We start from the raw sequence: 17,003 nt of genomic DNA on the forward strand, positions 1-17,003 counted from the left end.
CGGGATCCATCAAGCAGGCAACTGGCGCGGCGCAACGGCGCGGTAGTCCAGCTGCGATGCGCTGGCGGGGCTGCTGCTGCCGCGCACGGGTGCGGACATGGCATTGCCGTGGCGGGCCGCATGGCCTGACAGGCGGAAGACCGCCACCGCATCCACCAGCTGCCCCGCCTGCGTCTTGAGGCTGTCGGCGGCGGCGGCGCTTTGCTCGACCAGGGCGGCGTTCTGTTGTGTGGCCTGGTCCATCTGCGTGATGGCCTCGCCCACCTGCGAGACGCCCTGGCTCTGCTCGCTGCTGGCCGCGCTGATCTCGCCCATGATGTCGGTCACGCGGCGGATGGCGCCCACCACCTCGCTCATCGTGGCACCGGCCTGGTCCACCAGGGCCGTGCCGCGTTCCACGCGCTCCACGCTGGTGCCGATCAGGCCCTTGATCTCCTTGGCGGCGGAGGCGCTGCGCTGGGCCAGGTTGCGCACCTCGCCTGCCACCACCGCGAAACCCCGGCCTTGTTCGCCAGCACGGGCGGCTTCCACGGCCGCGTTCAGCGCCAGGATGTTGGTCTGGAAGGCGATGCCGTCGATCACGCTGATGATGTCGGCAATTTTGCGGCTGCTGTCGTTGATGCCCTTCATGGTGTCCACCACCTCGGCCACCACGTCGCCGCCTTGCTGGGCCACGGTGGAGGCATTCATCGCCAGCTGGTTGGCCTGGCGCGCGTTGTCGGCGTTCTGGCGCACGGTGGAGCCCAGCTGCTCCATCGATGCGGCAGTCTCCTGCAGCGCGCTGGCCTGCTGCTCGGTGCGGGCCGACAGGTCGTTGTTGCCCGAGGCGATCTCGGTGCTGGCGGTGGCCACGCCCTCGGCGTTGTGGCGCACGTTGCCCACGATGGAGGCCAGGCGCGATTGCATGGTGGCCAGCGCCTGCAGCAGTTGCCCGGTTTCGTCGTTGCCGCTGGCTTCAATGGGGTGGGTCAGGTCGCCATCGGCAATGCTTTCGGCGGCTTGTTTGCCCCGTTGCACGGGGCGCACGATGGAGCGCGTGACGGTGAAGGCCAGCAGCGCGCCCAGCGCCACGGCAATCAGCGTGCCCACACCCAGCAGCACCTGGCTGGCCTTGGCCAGGGTGGAGGTGTCGGCCTGGCTTTCGGCGAGCTGGGTGCCCATGGCCCGGCGCAGGTCGTCCAGCGACTTCAGGTAGTTGTCGGCCAGCGGGCGCAGGTCCTTGTCCACCATGGCGGGCACATTGGGTTCGCCGCCCCGGTGCAGTTCGCGGATTTCACCGAGCTTGTCGTTGTAGGCCTTGCGGGCCGTGGCAATGGACGCCAGCAGGCCCTTGGCCTGTTCGCCCTGCACCAGGGCCTCGATGCGCTTGACCTTGGCCTCCATGCCCGTGGCGGTGGCCTGGGTGTCCATCGTGAGCTTGTCCATGTAGTCGCGGTCGATGGCCTTGAGGAAAGCCTCGGTGCGCACCCAGTTCAGTCGGATGTCCGACGCCCAGTCCTCGACCAGGGTCTGCTGCTCGATCTCCTGGGTGGCCACGCGTTCGCTGGCGCTTTGCAGGCTGGCAATGCGCCACATGCCCGTGGCGGCGATGAGGGCGGTGATGAACAGGATGGCGCCAAAGGATGCGCCCAGGCGCAGGCCGACGGAGAGGTTGCTGAGTTTCATGGTCATGTCTGGCGCGGGAGCGGCTTGGGGCAGGGGGCGAGGAGGGGGCGCACAGTGCGTTGCAGGCCCTGGGCGGGCGGCTGCGCGGCGGGTGGCGATGGGCAGAAGAAGAAAAGGGCGGGCGTTGAAAGAAAAAGGGAGGCGGTGGACCACCCGCAGCGTACGCCCCAGCCCGGGCTGCCTCTGTCGGGCGAGTGACAGCCAGGGGGCCAATGGCGTGGGGGTTTGCCCGGTGGCAGGGCCTCTGGCTTGACGGCGGTCAGGTCTTACGCGGGTTTGCCCAGCAGGGCGTCCTTGAGCTTCCAGTCGGCCGGCGTGTTGCCCAGCCAGATGCCCAGCAGGGCGTTGAAGAACTCGGGCTCCTTGAACGGCTCGCCCTGGGGCTTGCCCTTGACGGTGATCACCGTGCCCGTGCCAGGAATCCAGTCGATTTGGAACTGGTCGCCGGCCACGAGCTTCTTGTGGTCCGAGAAGATCTGGCTCATGCGCACCACGCCGGGGATCAGCTTGGAAAACGCCGCGCGGTCCATGTTGTCCTCCATGCCGCGCGAGAACAGCTTGCCCAGCTCGGTGGAGTCGATCTCGCGCAGCATGGTGATGCTCATGCGCTTGGGGCCCTTGAGGGCGGCGATGTCCTGGGTCGTGTGCGCCTTCTTCTCAAGGTACAGGCCCGCCGTATAGACCTTGAACACGGCCTTGTAGCGCACGCCCGCGCCGTTGAGCTGCAGCGTGCTGCCGCTCAGGCTGGCGGTCTCTTCGTATTTCACGTCGGCCACGGTGATGGGCTGGGCGGTGGCCGCTGCTGCCAGCAGGCAGGCCCCGGCCATCAAAGCGCATCGCTGGAGGAAGTTCATGCACAACTCCTAAAAAAGAACGGTCGTTCGTTTCTAATTGTTGCAGTGCTCCCCCAGCCCTGCAACAGGGTTTTCGATGGGTTGTGTGATCTCGACTTTGCGGCGCGTCAAATCGGGCCGCCAAAAAAGCTTTGCTACACTTTGGCCCATGTTCATTCACCACGTGTTCATCACAGGTTGCAGCGACCGGGGAGCCTGGCCCTGGCGTCAGCCTGTCTCTTTGAACGCCTGATGGCACCTGGGCCTGCGCCCCAGCGTGCACCCGTGGCCTCCACCCCGATGCGGTGAGGCCGATTGAATGGACCGCAGCGCCCCTTTTCTACTGCACAGGGACACGCGCTGCGACAGCTGGGAGCCCTCCCCGTGATCACAGAACTTGAATTCAAAAGCCTGGCCAGCGAAGGCTACAACCGCATTCCGCTCATGGTCGAGGCCTTTGCGGACCTGGAAACCCCGCTCTCGCTCTACCTGAAGCTGGCGCACACCAAGGACGGCGGCAAGCACAGCTTTCTGCTCGAATCCGTGGTGGGTGGCGAGCGCTTCGGGCGCTACAGCTTCATCGGCCTGCCCGCGCGCACGCTGCTGCGGGCCAGCGGCTTTGGCGCCGCAGCGCGCACCGAGGTGGTGACCGACGGCCAGGTGGTCGAGACTGCCACCGGCAACCCGCTCGACTTCATTGCCGACTACCAAAACCGCTTCAAGGTGGCCCTGCGCCCCGGCTTGCCGCGCTTTTGTGGCGGTCTGGCAGGCTACTTTGGCTACGACGCGGTGCGCTACATCGAGAAAAAGCTCGAAACCACCTGCCCGCCCGACACCCTGGGCTGCCCCGACATCCTGCTGCTGCAGTGCGAGGAGCTGGCGGTCATCGACAACCTCTCGGGCAAGCTCTACCTCATCGTCTACGCGGACCCGGCCACACCCGAGGCGTACGCCAAGGCCAAGAAGCGCCTGCGTGAGCTCAAGGAGCAGCTCAAGTACTCGGTGAGTGCCCCGGTGGTCAAAGCCACCGAAAGCCACCCCGCCCAGCGCGACTTTGCCAAGGCCGACTACCTGGCCGCCGTGAGCCGCGCCAAGGAGCTGATCGCTGCGGGCGACTTCATGCAGGTGCAGGTGGGCCAGCGCATCCACAAGCGCTACACCGAGTCGCCCCTGTCGCTGTACCGTGCGCTGCGTTCGCTGAACCCGTCGCCGTACATGTATTTCTACGACTTCGGCGACTTCCACGTGGTGGGCGCCAGCCCCGAGATCTTGGTGCGCCAGGAGAAGACCGAAGAAGGCACCAAGGTCACCATCCGCCCCCTGGCCGGCACCCGCCCGCGTGGCGCCACGCCCGAGAAGGACAAGGCCACCGAGGTCGAACTCATCAACGACCCCAAGGAACGCGCCGAGCACGTGATGCTGATCGACCTGGCGCGCAACGACATCGGCCGTATCGCAAAGACGGGCACCGTGAAGGTGACCGAGGCCTTTGCCGTGGAGCGCTACAGCCACGTGATGCACATCGTGAGCAACGTGGAGGGCATTCTCAACGAAGGCATGACCAGCATGGACGTGCTCAAGGCCACCTTCCCCGCCGGCACACTCACCGGCGCACCCAAGGTGCATGCCATGGAGCTCATCGACCAGCTCGAACCCACCAAGCGCGGCCTGTACGGCGGCGCCTGCGGCTACCTGAGCTACGCGGGCGACATGGATGTGGCCATTGCGATCCGCACCGGCATCATCAAGAACGGCACGCTGTTCGTGCAGGCCGCCGCCGGTGTGGTGGCCGACTCGGTGCCCGAGCTGGAATGGAAAGAAACAGAGCACAAGGCCCGCGCCCTGCTGCGCGCCGCCGAACTGGTCGAGGAGGGCCTGGAATGACCCGCGCCATTGCCAAAGTGAAGGCCTGCACCACCATGCAGGACGTGCGCCGCGAAGTGAATGCGCTGGACGACGTGCTGGTGCCTCTGCTGGTAGAGCGCGTGGGCTACATGACCCAGGCGGCCCGCATCAAGCAAGGTGTGGAACAGGTGCGCGACGAAGCGCGCATCGAGGCCATCGTGGCCCGCGTGCGTGAGCGCGCCCAGGCCGAAGGCGGCGACGCCGATGTGATGGAAGCCATCTACCGCAGCCTCATGGAGGCCTGCATTGCCTATGAACACCGCGAGTTCGCCCGTCTGCGCGAGCCCGCCCTTGCCGGGAGCGCCGCATGAAACTCTTGATGGTCGATAACTACGACAGCTTCACCTACAACATCGTCCAGTACTTTGGTGAACTGGGTGCCGAGGTCGAGGTTTTCCGCAACGACGAGATCACCGTGGCCGAGATCGAGGCGCGCCTGAATGCCGGGCAACTCGATCGCCTCGTCATCTCGCCCGGCCCCTGCTCCCCGGCTGAGGCGGGCATCTCCGTGGCTGCGATCCAGCACTTTGCCGGCAAGCTGCCCATTCTGGGCGTATGCCTGGGCCACCAGAGCATTGGCGCGGCCTTCGGCGGCAACATCATCCGCGCGCAGGAGCTGATGCACGGCAAGACCAGCGTCATCACCACCACGCAAAAGGGCGTGTTTGCGGGCCTGCCCGCGCAATTCACCGTCAACCGCTACCACTCGCTGGCCATCGAGCGTGCCACCTGCCCCGATGTGCTGGAGGTGACGGCCTGGGCGGAAGACGGCGAGATCATGGGCGTGCGCCACAAGACGCTGGCGATCGAAGGCGTGCAGTTCCACCCCGAAAGCATCCTCACCGAACACGGCCACGCCATGCTCAAGAACTTTCTGGAGCAGCGCACATGATGATCGACACCCACCAGCTGGTGATGTTCATTGCCGCAGGCTGGCTGCTCAACCTCACGCCCGGGCCCGATGTGCTCTACATCGTGACCAACGCGCTCAAGTCGGGCACCCGCGCCGGCATCGTGGCGGGGCTGGGCATCACCGCCGGGTGCTTCGTACACATCTTTGCGGCCGCCGTGGGCGTGGGCGCGCTGCTGGCCGCATCGGCCACGGCATTCACCGTGCTCAAGTGGGTGGGGGCGGCCTACCTGATGTGGATGGGCGTGCGCATGCTGCTGTCCAAGCCCGGTGCCGACGGGGGTAACAGTGCAGCGCTGGCGGCCGCGCAGGCGGCCCCTGCGCAGCACACGCCGCTCTCCAAGGTGTTTCTGGGCGGTTTCTGGACCAATGTGCTCAACCCCAAGGTCGCCATTTTCTTCCTGGCCTTTGTGCCACAGTTCATCGCCCCGGGCACCGACAACAAGGCGCTGGCCTTTGTGCTGCTGGGCGTGCTGTTCAACATCAACGCCATCCCGGTCAACGTGGGCTGGGCGCTGGCGGCGTCGTGGATGGCGCGCCGTGCCGGGGTGATCCAGCGCGGCATGCACTGGCTGGACCGCGTGGCCGGTGCCATGTTCATCGGCTTCGGACTCAAGCTGGCCTTTACAGATCAACCAGCGGCTTGAACGCCGCTAGAGGAGACACCGTCATGCCCATCACCCCCCAGGAAGCGCTGCAGCGCACCATCGAACATCGCGAAATCTTCCACGACGAGATGCTGCACCTGATGCGGCTCATCATGAATGGCGAACTCTCGCCCGTGATGACCGCGTCCATCATCACCGGCCTGCGTGTGAAGAAGGAAACCATCGGCGAGATCACTGCCGCCGCGCAGGTGATGCGCGAGTTCAGCACCAAGGTCCACGTCAAGGACCCCACCCATATGGTGGACATCGTGGGCACGGGCGGCGACGGCGCCAACACCTTCAACATCTCCACCTGCTCCATGTTCGTGGCCGCCGCCGCCGGCGCCAAGGTCAGCAAACATGGCGGGCGCGGTGTGTCGAGCAAAAGCGGCAGCGCCGACGTGATGGAGGCCCTGGGCATCCACATCAACCTCAAGCCCGAGCAGATCGCCCAGTGCATCGCTGAAGTCGGCATCGGCTTCATGTTCGCGCCCAACCACCACCCCGCCATGAAGAACGTGGCCCCGGTGCGCAAGGAACTGGGCGTGCGCACCATCTTCAACATCCTGGGCCCGCTGACCAACCCGGCCGGTGCGCCCAACATCCTCATGGGCGTGTTCCACCCCGACCTCGTCGGTATCCAGGTGCGCGCGCTGCAGCGCCTGGGCGCCGAGCACGCGCTGGTGGTCTACGGCCGTGACGGCATGGACGAAGTGAGCCTGGGCGCCGCCACACTGGTGGGCGAGCTGAAAAACGGCCAGATCACCGAATACGAAATCCACCCTGAGGACTTCGGCCTGCCTATGGCCAGCAACCGCGCCCTCAAGGTCGAAACGCCCGAGCAGTCGCGCGAAATGCTGATCGGCGTGCTCAAGGGCGAGCCCGGCGCCGCGCAGGACATCGTCTGCCTGAACGCCGGTGTGGCGCTGTATGCGGCCAATGTGGTCGATTCGGTGCCTGCAGGGCTTGCCAGGGCCCGCGCGGCGATTGCCTCGGGTGCCGCGCTGGCCAAGCTGGAGCAGGTGGTCACGCGCACGCATGCGCTGGCCGGTGCTGCCGCGTGACAACAACCAACAAGGGTTCCCTATGAGTGACATTCTCAACAAAATCGTGGCCGTCAAGCACGAAGAAGTGGCAGCCGCCAAAAAGCGCCTGCCGCTGCCCGCCATGCGCGCCGATGCCGAGAGCCGCGTACTCACCCGCGACTTTGAAGGCGCGCTGCGCGCCAAGATCGCCAAGGGCCAGGCGGCCGTAATTGCCGAGGTCAAGAAGGCCAGCCCCAGCAAGGGCGTGCTGCGCGCCGATTTCGAGCCCGCCGACATTGCGCAAAGCTACATGGAAGGGGATGGCAAGGTCAGCGCTGCCTGCCTGTCAGTGCTGACCGACCGGCAGTTCTTCCAGGGCCAGCCCGACTACCTGAAACAGGCCCGCGCCAGCACCTTGCTGCCGGTGCTGCGCAAGGATTTCATGGTGGACGCGTACCAGATCTACGAATCGCGGGCCATGGGCGCCGATGCCATCCTGCTGATCGCCGCCTGCCTGGATGACGCGCAGATGACCGACTTTGAGGCCATTGCCCGCAGCCTGGACATGGCGGTGCTGGTGGAGGTGCACGACCGCGCCGAACTGGAGCGCGCGCTCCAGCTCAAGACCCCGCTGGTGGGCATCAACAACCGCAACCTGCGCACATTTGAAGTCACGCTGGACACCACCCTCTCCATGCTGAAGGACGTGCCCGCCGACCGCTTGCTGGTCACCGAGTCGGGCATCTTGAAGCCCGCCGATGTGAAGACGATGCGCGACGCGGGTGTGCACGCCTTCCTGGTGGGCGAGGCCTTCATGCGGGCGGACGACCCGGGCCTGGCGCTTGCCAAGCTGTTTGCCTGAGGGTGCCGAATACTATTGTTTTGATAGCTGTTGGCGCTTGTCCATAGCGCGCAGAAGGCCTTTTTGACCATGAATTCACCCGCACAAACCCCCACCCAGCTTCAGGGCACCGATCCGGCCGCATGGCCCGTGGCGCCGGGGTGGCAGCCCTTGGTGGACGCCTTCTTTGCGGGCACGCGGGGCCAGGCGTTGCAGGGGTTTCTGCAGGAGCGGCTCAGCGCCGGGGCGGTGGTCTTCCCGCCCCAGCCGCTGCGCGCGCTGGAGCTGACGCCGCCCGACGCCGTGCGCGTGGTCATCCTGGGGCAGGACCCGTACCACGGCCGGGGCCAGGCCGAGGGGCTGGCGTTTTCCGTCGCGCCGGGTGTGCCGTTGCCGCCGTCGCTGCGCAATATCTTCAAGGAGATGCAGCGCGACCTGGGCACGGCCTTTCCGCCCATGCCCGAGCCGGGCGGCAGCCTGGTGAAGTGGGCGAAAAATGGTGTGCTGCTGCTCAACACCGGCCTCACGGTGGAAGAGGGCCAGCCCGCCAGCCACGCGGGCAAGGGCTGGGAGGCGCTGACCGACGCCGTGATCCGCCATGTGGCCGAAGGCCCGCGCCCGGTGGTGTTCATGCTCTGGGGCTCGCACGCGCAGTCCAAGCGCGCCTTCATCCCGCAGGACCGGGGGCATCTGATCCTGACCTCCAACCACCCTTCGCCGCTGTCGGCACTGCGCCCGCCCGTGCCGTTCATCGGCAACGGGCACTTTGGCAAGGCGCGGGAGTTCCGCGAAGAGCACGGGTACTGAGCCGGGGGCGAATCGCCCCAGGAGGGGCTACCAGCGCCCCGGCAACTGTTCCTTCAATAAATCCACAAACGCCTGCACGGCCACCGGCAGGCTGCGGCCCGCCAGGGTCTGCACCTCCAGGTCGCGCAGGTCCATGCCCGCATCGCTGATGGGCAGGGCCACGATGGCGCCTGCCGCCACCAGGTGGCGCGCTGCGATCTCGCTGGCCACCGACAGCCCGCCGCCATGCGCCACAAAGTTGAGCACCGTCTTGGCGTGGTTGCTGATGAGCACGGCGCTGAGCTGCAGGCCCTGGCGGCTGCAGACGATGTCGATCATCTGGCGCACCGTGGTTTCGGCCGGGGGCAGGGCCAGCGGGTATTCGGCCATTTGCGCCAGCGTGACGCTGCCGGCGCCCGCCAGCGGGTGGCCGGGCGGCACCAGGGCCAGCACGGGCGCGGTCTGGCGGTAGGCCACTTCAATATCCTTGTGGGGCGATCGGCTGAAGCACAGGCCGATGTCGGCCGCGCCGCTGCGCACCGCGTCGGGCACCTGGGCCGTGGGCAGCGCAATCACGCTGAACTGGATGCCGGTGTGGGTGCGCTGAAATTCCACGCACAGGCGTGGCACCAGCTCGTTGGCAAAGGCGTCGGACGTGGCCAGCCGCACCTGCCCGGCGCGCAGGCCTTGCAGTGCGCCGATTTCGCCCAGCGCGCGCTCGGCGTCCAGCACGGTGCGGCGGGCATGCACGGCCAGGATCTCGCCCGCCGCCGTGAGCACCATGCCGCGCGGGTGGCGCTCGAACAGCGGCGTGCCCAGCTGCGCCTCCAGCCCCGCGATCTGGCGGCTCAGCGCCGAGGCCGCCACATGCAGGCGGGCCGAGGCCTCGGTGAGGGAGCCGCTTTCGGCCACTTCCAGAAAGTAGCGCAGGGTGGTGTCTTGCAGCAGGTGGGCGCGCATGGAGGGCCTTCGGGTCGGACCCGGCAGTATCCATCGGTTTGCCGCAGCGGCAAAGCAGCTTGCCGAAATGCTGGTGGTCAAGCAAGGCGGGGCTTCCTAAGATGGTTCCACCCTTCGTTGTTGTTCGACTTCTTTGCTGGAGTGCTGCGTATATGCGTCTACTTTCCTGGAGCCGTGGTGTCTGGGGCCTGGCCGGCCTGCTGCTGATGGCGTCTGCCGTGCACGCGCAGGCCAACTGGCCGGACCGCCCGGTGCGGGTCATCGTGCCCTTCCCCGCCAGCGGCGCGACCGACCTGGTGGCCCGCGTGGTCACGCAGCGTGTGGCGGCCGACCTGGGTCAGCAGCTGGTGGTGGACAACAAGCCCGGCGCGGGCGGCACCCTGGGTACGGCCGAGGCGGCCAAGGCCGCACCCGACGGCTACACCCTGCTGCTGACCACGAGCAGCACCCACGCCATCTCGCCCCACCTCATGCCCAAGCTGGCCTACGACCCGCGCAAGGACTTTGTGCCCGTGGCCCATGTGGCCGATGCGCCCAGTGTGCTGCTGGTCACCAACTCGCTGCCCGCCAAGACCGTGGGCGAGCTGATTGCGTATGCCAAGGCCCATCCGGGCAAGCTCAACTACGCCACCAGCGGCAACGGCACCATCGTGCACCTGAACACTGCGGCCTTCAGCGCCCAGGCGGGGGTGGAGATGACGCACATCCCCTACAAGGGCACGGCCCTGGCCATCCCCGACCTGATTGCCGGGCAGACGCATGTGCTGTTCGATTCGCTGCCTACGGGCATGCCCCACGCCAAGGCAGGGCGTCTGCGCGCACTGGCCGTGACCAGCGAAAAGCGCAGCACCCTGGCGCCCGAGCTGCCCACGCTGGCCGAATCCGGCCTGCCCGGCTATTCGTCGGTGACCTGGTTTGGTGTGTACCTGCCTGCCGGCGCGCCGCCCGCGCTGGTTGAGAAGGTGCACAAGGCCTTTGCCAAGGCCGTGCAGGCGCCCGAGGTGGCCGAGAGCCTGGCCAAGCTGGGTGTGGAGCCCGCCGCGCCGCGCACGCCTGCGCAGTTCGGTGCCATGGTGCAGGCGGACAGCAACCGCTGGGCCACGGTGATTCGGCAGCACAAAATAAACATTGATTGACCCCCCCTGAGTCGCCTTCGGCGCCATCCCCCCAAGGGGGACGACGCCCTCGGTGCGGGGCGGCCCTTCCTCGGCGTCTCTCGCTTTGCGCCGCGCCAGTTTTCAACCGAGCGGGCTGTTCCTGCTCTGGAGTCCATCCCATGACCCAAACTTCCCTCGACTGGTCCCTCCCCTACGCGTCCCACCGCAGTGCGGTCATGGGGCGCAACGTGGTCTCCGCCTCGCAGCCGCTGGCGGCGCAAGCGGGACTGCGCATGCTGCTGGCGGGCGGCAACGCGGTGGACGCCGCCATCGCCGCCGCCATGGCGCTCACGGTGGTCGAGCCCACGGGCTGCGGCATCGGCAGCGACGGCTTTGCCATCGTGTGGGATGGCAAGGAGCTGCACGGCCTCAATGCCTCGGGCCGCTCGCCCGCCGCCTGGACGCCGGAATATTTCGACAAGCTGGGCGGCATCCCCGAGACGGGCTGGAACGCCGTCACCGTGCCCGGCGCCGTGTCGGCCTGGGTGGCACTGTCCAAGCGCCTGGGCAAGCTGCCGTTTGCACAGCTGGCCCAGCCCGCCATCGACTACGCGCGCAACGGCTTTCCGGTGTCGCCCACCATCGCCCATCTGTGGGCGCTGGGCGCGGCCAAGCTGGGCACGCAGCCGGGTTTTGCCGAGTGCTTCATGCCCGAGTCTCTGGGCGGCCGTGTGCCCCAGGCGGGTGAGATTTTCCGCAGCGAAGCGCATGCCCGCACGCTGGAGCTGATCGCCGAGACCGAGGGCGAGGCCTTCTATCGGGGCGTGATCGCCGAGCGCATCGCCGCCCATTCCCAAGCCAACGGCGGCGCGATGACGCTGGCCGACCTGGCCGCGCACCAGGCCGACTGGGTGGGCACCATTCAGCAGCGGTTTGGCGATTCGGTCATCCACGAGATCCCGCCCAACGGCCAGGGCATTGCCGCGCTGATGGCGCTGGGCATGCTCGACGCCCATGGCATCGGGGCCCATCCGGTGGACGATGTGGAGACCGTGCACGCCAGCATCGAGGCCATGAAGCTCGCGTTTGCCGACCTGTACCAGTACAACGCCGACATCGACGCCATGCAGGTGGCGCCGCGCGATCTGCTCGATGCCGACTACCTGGCGGGCCGCGCCGCGCTGATCGACCGCGAGCGCGCGGGCGACCCCGGCCACGGCGCGCCCCGCCCCGGCGGCACGGTGTACCTGGCGGCGGCCGATAGCCAGGGCATGATGGTCTCGTTCATCCAGTCCAACTACATGGGCTTTGGCTCGGGCGTGGTGGTGCCGGGCACCGGCATCAGCCTGCAGAACCGGGGCCATGGCTTCAACCTCACGCCCGGCCACGCCAACCAGGTAGCGCCGCGCAAGCGGCCCTCGCACACCATCATCCCGGCGTTTGCCATGCATGCCGACGGCACGCCGCAGATGGCGTTTGGCGTGATGGGCGGCCCCATGCAAAGCCAGGGCCACACGCAGATGGCGCTGCGCGTGCTGCGCTACGGCCAGAACCCGCAGGCAGCGGCCGACGCGCCGCGCTGGCGTGTGACGGGCGGCAAGGGCGTGGCGGTGGAGCTGGGGTTCGACCCCGCCGTGATCGCCGCACTGCGCGCGCGCGGGCACGAGGTGACGGTGGAAGCGGGCAACGGCGTGTTCGCCTTTGGCGGCGCCCAGCTGGTGCTGCGCAATGGCAACACCTACATCGCAGGCTCCGACCCGCGCAAGGATGGGCACGCGGTGGCATTCTGACCGGCCGGCGCCCCGGCGCACGCCGCAGCGGGCCGGCGCGGCCCTGGCCGCCGGGGGCGGCCCGGCTCAGCGCGCGGGGCAGTCCGGGAAACGCCGGGGCAGCTCTTGCGCGGGCATGGTCTCCGCCAGGTCCAGGTCGCGCACCAAGGGGATGTACTCCCCCGCTGGCGTGAAGCGCATCAGCGTGGTCACCAGGCGGTTGCCCGCGCCGCCTTTCTGGCAGCCCGCCAGCTCCAGCCCCAGGCCCAGCTCGCGCGGGCCGTCGTCCAGGGCTTTCCAGGCCAGCGCCTTGTCGCGCAGCGCCTGCAGCCGGGGCAGGGCAGCCGGGTCGATGCGCCAGACCTGCACCACGCTGCGGGCGGTGTCGTAGGCCGCCAGCGGGCTGTGCTCCGCGCTGCTGCGCAGTTCCTGCAGCGGCAGCTTTTCTTCCAGGCGCTCGGTGGTGACGGCACCCCCGGGCTGGCGCAGCCTGCGCGACACGCTCACCGTCAGCTCCAGCGTGGGGCCGTACAGCTGCAGGCCGGGGCCGTGCACCACGGCGGCGCGCAGCGCGGCGGGGTCCAGTGTTTCCAACTGCAGCTGGCGCAGCTTCCACAGCGACGACACGGGCACGCTGCCACAGGCGGCGAGCACAAGGGTGGCGCACACGGCGGCCAGGCCGCGGGCGGCCAGCAGGGCCGCGGCACGGGCCGGGACGCGGGCCAGGAACCGGCCGGGGCCGCGGCGCAAGGGGGGCAGGGAGCACAAGATCATGGCAGTTAGTTTCTGTTTCGCGGTATATTATTATCGTTTTACAGAAAAAACAGGTGATAAGACATGAGCGCAAGCAGGACCGCCCCGGTGTCTCCCGTTCACAGCCCTTCCTTTCGCCGCCTGGCCTGGGGGCTGCTGGCGGCCAGCTGGGTGTGTGCGCTGGTGTCGCTGGTGTTCTCGCTGGGGCGCTGGGCCGCGATCGGGCATGAGGCGGGCTGGGGCGGGTGGATGCCCGTCACGGTGGTGCCCGCGCAGGCGCTGCTGCTGGGCCTGACCCCGCCCCAGTCCATGGAGACCCCGTGGCGCTGGGTGGGGGTGGCGCTGGAGTGCATTCCGGCCCTGGCCATGGTGTACACGGTGCTGTGTGTGCACCGCATCTGCCGGGCCTTCCTGGCGGGGGCCGTGTTCGGGTCGGTGGTGGTGCACGGCTTCCGGGGCGTGGGCTGGGGTTTCCTGGCGATGTTCGTGACCTCGCTGGTCTACCAGGTGGGCGTGACGGCGCTGCTGTCGTGGCTGGCCTCCGGCCAGAAGGGCGGGCTCGTGGCGCTGGGCGTGGGCTCGTTCGAAATGAGCGTGCTGGTGGTGGCGCTGATGATGCTGCTGCTGGCCCATGTGCTGGCCGAGGGCTGTCGCCTGCAGGCCGAGGCGGATGCGTTCGTGTAGCCCTTCCAGGAACCGGATTTTTTATGGCGATTGTTGTGACCCTGGATGAAATGCTCGCGCGCCGCAAGGTCAAGTCGCGGGATCTCGCGGCCCACGTGGGCATCACCGAGGCCAACCTGTCCCTGCTCAAGAGCGGCAAGGTCAAGGGCGTGCGCTTCGAGACCCTGTCCGCCATCTGCAGCTACCTGCAGTGCCAGCCGGCAGACCTGCTGGCCTGGGTTCCCGATGGGGACGGCGAGGCGGGCGCGGCGCCCTCGGGTGGTGGGGCGAGTGGCCTGGCGCAGGGCGACTAGCCCAGGGCCCGGCACCCCCGGCGGTCGTCCGCGCCTGGCCTGGGCGGTGGGCGGGGCGCTGCTGCTGCACGGGCTGGCCCTGGTGGTGTTGTGGCGCACCCCCGGGCCAACACGGCCCGCGCCCGGGCCCGGGGCAGCGCCCGCCATGGTGTGGGTGGCGATCGCGCCGCCGCCATCGCCGTCACCATCGCAGCCTTCGCCTTCCGTCACACCCGGGGCGCGCTCGGCCGCCGTGGCCTCCCGGCCCGTGGGCCGGGCCAGGAGCAGCGCGCCGGCCCCCGAACACCGCGCGCCGCCGGCTTCCGCCGGGGCCGATGTTCGGGAGGCGCCTGCGGCCCTGGTGGCCTTGCCCGCGCCGCTGGCTCCCGCCTCCAGGCCCGAGGGGCCGCCGCCCGCCCCCGGCCTGGACGACGTGGCGCGGGTGCTGCAGCGCGAGCGGGCCTGGCAGCGCCGGCAGGGGGCGCTGTCGCCGCAGCGCTGGGAGGTGGCCCCGGCGGCGGTGGGTGCGGCGTTGGGGGCGGATGCCGCCGAACGCGACCTGCGCGGCGCGGACGGCCGGCGCACGGTCGAGGTGACGGGCCCTTGGGGCACCTATTGTGTGGAGCTGCCCTCGGCCAACCAGCCTCCGGCCATGGGGGCGGCCCCGCGCATCGCGCCAGCACGCACCTGCCGCTGAGGTGGTGCGGCCGAGGTGCCGTGCCCCGGGCGGGGCACTCAGCGGGTTTCGCGCACCGCGAGCCAGGCGCTCGCCGCGCCGCTGAGCACGATGGCGGCAATGCCCGCCATGGACCACGCATCCGGCACATGGCGGTACACCAGCCAGCCCGCCAGCATGGCAAAGCCGATCTGTGAATACAAGAACGGCGCGATGACGACGGGCGTGGTGCGCGCATAGGCGTTGAGCAGCAGCATGTGCCCCACGGCGCTCGACAAGCCCATGGTGAACATGCCCGCCCACAGCCACGGGTCGCTCACCGGCTGCCAGAAAAACGGCACACCCAGCGACACCAGCGCGGTGGCGATCCAGCTGGTGTAGAGCTGCGTGGTGGCCGGGCTCTCCTGGCCCGCCATCTTGCTGCTGAGCACCTGGTAGCCCGTGCCCGCAGCCAACATGCACAGCGGCCACAGCAGCGCCCCGGTGAAGGCCTCGCCGCCAGGCCGGATGATGGCCAGCGTGCCCGCCAGCCCTGTCACCACCAGCAGCCAGCGCACAGGACTTACCGGCTGATGCAGCCACAAGGCCGCCACCACCGTCACGCACAGCGGCACGGTGGCCACGATGGCCGTGAACTCCGCCAGCGGCATGGCGGTGAGGCTGATGAAGCCGAACAGGCTGGTCATGGCGAACAGCGCGCCGCGCAGAACCTGGAAGCGGGGCTGCGTGGTGCGCAGGGCCGAGCGCCCCGTCCGTTGCAGCACAAAGGCCGTGGTCAGCAGCGACTGGAACATGTAGCGCATCCACAGCGCCATGACGATGGGCACGCTCGCGCTGACCAGCTTGCTCGCGGTGTCCAGCAAGGCAAAAAACGCGCAGGCGGCCACGGCAAGCGCGATGCCCGCCAGCGCTGCATGCAGGCGGGTGGCGGGCGTGGGGGCGGCAGGGCTCACGGCGTGCCGCGTGCGCGCTCCAGCAGCATCGCGTCGCCGTAGCTGAAGAAGCGGTACTGCTGCGCCATCGCGTGGCGGTACAGGCCCATGATGTGGGCGTAGCCCGCAAACGCGCTCACCAGCATCATCAGCGTGCTTTTGGGCAGGTGGAAGTTGGTGACCAGCACATTCACCACCTGGAAGTTGAAGCCCGGCGTGATGAAGATGTTGGTGTCGCCCGTGGCCCGGCCGGTCTTCGCCCAGGATTCGAGCGTGCGCACCGTGGTCGTGCCCACGGCCACCACGCGCCCGCCGCGCTGGCGGCAGCGCTCCAGCGCAGCCAGTGTGGCCAGGGGCACTTCGTACCACTCGCTGTGCATCTGGTGCTCGGCCAGGTTCTCGGTCTTGCAGGGCTGGAAGGTGCCCGCGCCCACATGCAGCGTGACGCTGGCGCGCTCGATGCCGCGTGCGGCCAGGTCGGCCAGCACGCCTTCGTCAAAGTGCAGTGCGGCGGTGGGCGCGGCCACGGCGCCGGGGGCGCGCGCAAACACGGTCTGGTAGCGCTGGCTGTCTTCGGCCTCGTCGGGGTCGTGGTCGGTGTTCTGGTGGCGTTCGATGTAGGGCGGCAGCGGCAGGTGGCCGTGGCGGTCCATCAGCTCCCAGGGCGACTCGCCTGCGGGGCCCTGCAGCGCAAAGCGGAACAGCGGGCCATCCTCGGTGGGCCAGCGGCCCAGCAGCAGCGCATCGAATCCGCCCCCCCGGCGGCCCCCTGCCATGTGCACCACGCTGCCGGGCAGGGGCTTTTTGCTGACCTTCATGTGGGCCACGACTTCGTTGCCCGGGTTGCCGGCCTCGGCGGGCAGCACGCGCTCGATCAGCAGCTCCAGCTTGCCGCCGCTGGCTTTCTCGCCAAAGATGCGCGCCTTGACCACGCGCGTGTCGTTGAACACCAGCAGGTCGCCCGCACGCAGCAGGCCGGGCAGCTCGCGAAAGATGCGGTCCACGGGCTGCATGGCGCGGCCATCGAGCAGGCGCGATGCGCTGCGCTCGGGCGCGGGGTGCTGGGCAATGAGTTCGGGGGGCAGCGAGAAGTCGAAGTCGCTGAGGGTGAACACGCGGGGTGTTGCAGGGGTGCTGGTGGTGAGGGGCGCGCTGGCTGCGCCGGGGGAAAAATCAGTCATCGTGCTTGAGGGCCGAACGGGCCCGTGCCAAGGTAAAAAATGCGAAGGGCGGGATTGTCCCACGCGG

General features: G+C 68.6%; 18 protein-coding genes. 12 read left to right on the forward strand and 6 right to left on the reverse strand.

Translation table 11 applies throughout. The features are described from left to right. Positions 1-9 precede the first annotated feature (9 nt). On the reverse strand, positions 10-1,665 hold the full coding sequence (locus DBV10_RS16220) for a methyl-accepting chemotaxis protein (RefSeq protein ID WP_124514645.1): 1,656 nt from the start codon (positions 1,663-1,665) through the stop codon (positions 10-12). A gap of 266 nt (positions 1,666-1,931) precedes the next feature. Beyond that, positions 1,932-2,519, reverse strand: a complete 588-nt coding sequence (locus tag DBV10_RS16225; RefSeq protein WP_124514646.1) for a chalcone isomerase family protein — start codon at positions 2,517-2,519, stop codon at positions 1,932-1,934. 363 nt (positions 2,520-2,882) lie between these two features. Between DBV10_RS16225 and trpE the strand changes: the two genes are divergently transcribed. From trpE to DBV10_RS16260, 7 genes are all read left to right on the forward strand, one after another. Then, positions 2,883-4,382, forward strand: a complete 1,500-nt coding sequence (trpE, locus tag DBV10_RS16230) for an anthranilate synthase component I (protein WP_124514647.1) — start codon at positions 2,883-2,885, stop codon at positions 4,380-4,382. Next, positions 4,379-4,714, forward strand: a complete 336-nt coding sequence (locus tag DBV10_RS16235; protein WP_099656915.1) for a chorismate mutase — start codon at positions 4,379-4,381, stop codon at positions 4,712-4,714. The genes trpE and DBV10_RS16235 overlap by 4 nt, the downstream gene beginning before the upstream one ends. Further along, complete coding sequence (locus tag DBV10_RS16240; RefSeq protein ID WP_124514648.1) at positions 4,711-5,295, forward strand: aminodeoxychorismate/anthranilate synthase component II; 585 nt, start codon at positions 4,711-4,713, stop codon at positions 5,293-5,295. The genes DBV10_RS16235 and DBV10_RS16240 overlap by 4 nt, the downstream gene beginning before the upstream one ends. Continuing rightward, complete coding sequence (locus tag DBV10_RS16245; protein WP_124514775.1) at positions 5,295-5,960, forward strand: LysE family translocator; 666 nt, start codon at positions 5,295-5,297, stop codon at positions 5,958-5,960. The genes DBV10_RS16240 and DBV10_RS16245 overlap by 1 nt, the downstream gene beginning before the upstream one ends. Before the next feature lie 23 nt (positions 5,961-5,983). Further along, positions 5,984-7,024: an anthranilate phosphoribosyltransferase gene (gene trpD / locus DBV10_RS16250; protein WP_124514649.1), complete on the forward strand. Its 1,041-nt coding sequence runs from the start codon at positions 5,984-5,986 to the stop codon at positions 7,022-7,024. A gap of 22 nt (positions 7,025-7,046) precedes the next feature. Then, on the forward strand, positions 7,047-7,847 hold the full coding sequence (trpC, locus tag DBV10_RS16255) for an indole-3-glycerol phosphate synthase TrpC (protein ID WP_124514650.1): 801 nt from the start codon (positions 7,047-7,049) through the stop codon (positions 7,845-7,847). Positions 7,848-7,916: 69 nt separating this feature from the next. Beyond that, positions 7,917-8,633: a uracil-DNA glycosylase gene (locus DBV10_RS16260; protein WP_124514651.1), complete on the forward strand. Its 717-nt coding sequence runs from the start codon at positions 7,917-7,919 to the stop codon at positions 8,631-8,633. Between the two features lie 27 nt (positions 8,634-8,660). Here DBV10_RS16260 and DBV10_RS16265 read toward each other — a convergent pair whose 3' ends face one another. Next, on the reverse strand, positions 8,661-9,572 hold the full coding sequence (locus DBV10_RS16265) for a LysR substrate-binding domain-containing protein (protein ID WP_124514652.1): 912 nt from the start codon (positions 9,570-9,572) through the stop codon (positions 8,661-8,663). 152 nt (positions 9,573-9,724) lie between these two features. On the opposite strand from DBV10_RS16265, the gene DBV10_RS16270 reads away from it, so the two are divergent. Next, the gene (locus DBV10_RS16270; RefSeq protein WP_199740128.1) at positions 9,725-10,708 is read left to right on the forward strand and encodes a tripartite tricarboxylate transporter substrate binding protein; all 984 of its coding nucleotides are present in this window, start codon (positions 9,725-9,727) and stop codon (positions 10,706-10,708) included. A 140-nt stretch (positions 10,709-10,848) separates the two neighbouring features. Further along, positions 10,849-12,459, forward strand: a complete 1,611-nt coding sequence (locus DBV10_RS16275; RefSeq protein ID WP_124514653.1) for a gamma-glutamyltransferase family protein — start codon at positions 10,849-10,851, stop codon at positions 12,457-12,459. A 66-nt stretch (positions 12,460-12,525) separates the two neighbouring features. Here DBV10_RS16275 and DBV10_RS16280 read toward each other — a convergent pair whose 3' ends face one another. Further along, positions 12,526-13,212 carry a hypothetical protein gene (locus DBV10_RS16280; RefSeq protein WP_124514654.1) on the reverse strand — a complete coding sequence of 229 codons (687 nt, stop codon included), beginning with the start codon at positions 13,210-13,212 and terminating at the stop codon, positions 12,526-12,528. Positions 13,213-13,299: 87 nt separating this feature from the next. Between DBV10_RS16280 and DBV10_RS16285 the strand changes: the two genes are divergently transcribed. Genes DBV10_RS16285 through DBV10_RS16295 form a run of 3 tightly spaced genes read left to right on the forward strand, consistent with a single transcriptional unit; the run spans position 13,300 to position 14,844 of the window. After that, positions 13,300-13,875 (forward strand): DUF2975 domain-containing protein, encoded by a 576-nt coding sequence (locus tag DBV10_RS16285; protein WP_233589953.1) that lies wholly within the window; start codon positions 13,300-13,302, stop codon positions 13,873-13,875. Between the two features lie 23 nt (positions 13,876-13,898). Further along, positions 13,899-14,168, forward strand: coding sequence for a helix-turn-helix transcriptional regulator (locus DBV10_RS16290; protein ID WP_124514655.1), 270 nt, complete (start codon positions 13,899-13,901; stop codon positions 14,166-14,168). Continuing rightward, the gene (locus DBV10_RS16295) at positions 14,146-14,844 is read left to right on the forward strand and encodes a hypothetical protein (protein ID WP_124514656.1); all 699 of its coding nucleotides are present in this window, start codon (positions 14,146-14,148) and stop codon (positions 14,842-14,844) included. Before DBV10_RS16290 ends, DBV10_RS16295 begins: the two co-directional genes overlap by 23 nt. A gap of 38 nt (positions 14,845-14,882) precedes the next feature. Here DBV10_RS16295 and DBV10_RS16300 read toward each other — a convergent pair whose 3' ends face one another. Together DBV10_RS16300 and queA are read right to left on the reverse strand one after the other, a co-directional pair. Further along, positions 14,883-15,776, reverse strand: a complete 894-nt coding sequence (locus tag DBV10_RS16300) for a DMT family transporter (RefSeq protein ID WP_233589954.1) — start codon at positions 15,774-15,776, stop codon at positions 14,883-14,885. After that, positions 15,773-16,936, reverse strand: a complete 1,164-nt coding sequence (gene queA / locus DBV10_RS16305) for a tRNA preQ1(34) S-adenosylmethionine ribosyltransferase-isomerase QueA (protein WP_124514657.1) — start codon at positions 16,934-16,936, stop codon at positions 15,773-15,775. The genes DBV10_RS16300 and queA overlap by 4 nt, the downstream gene beginning before the upstream one ends. Between the last annotated feature and the right edge of the window lie 67 nt (positions 16,937-17,003).

It is taken from the genome of Acidovorax sp. FJL06, from assembly GCF_003852545.1.
Classification (GTDB): domain Bacteria; phylum Pseudomonadota; class Gammaproteobacteria; order Burkholderiales; family Burkholderiaceae_C; genus Acidovorax.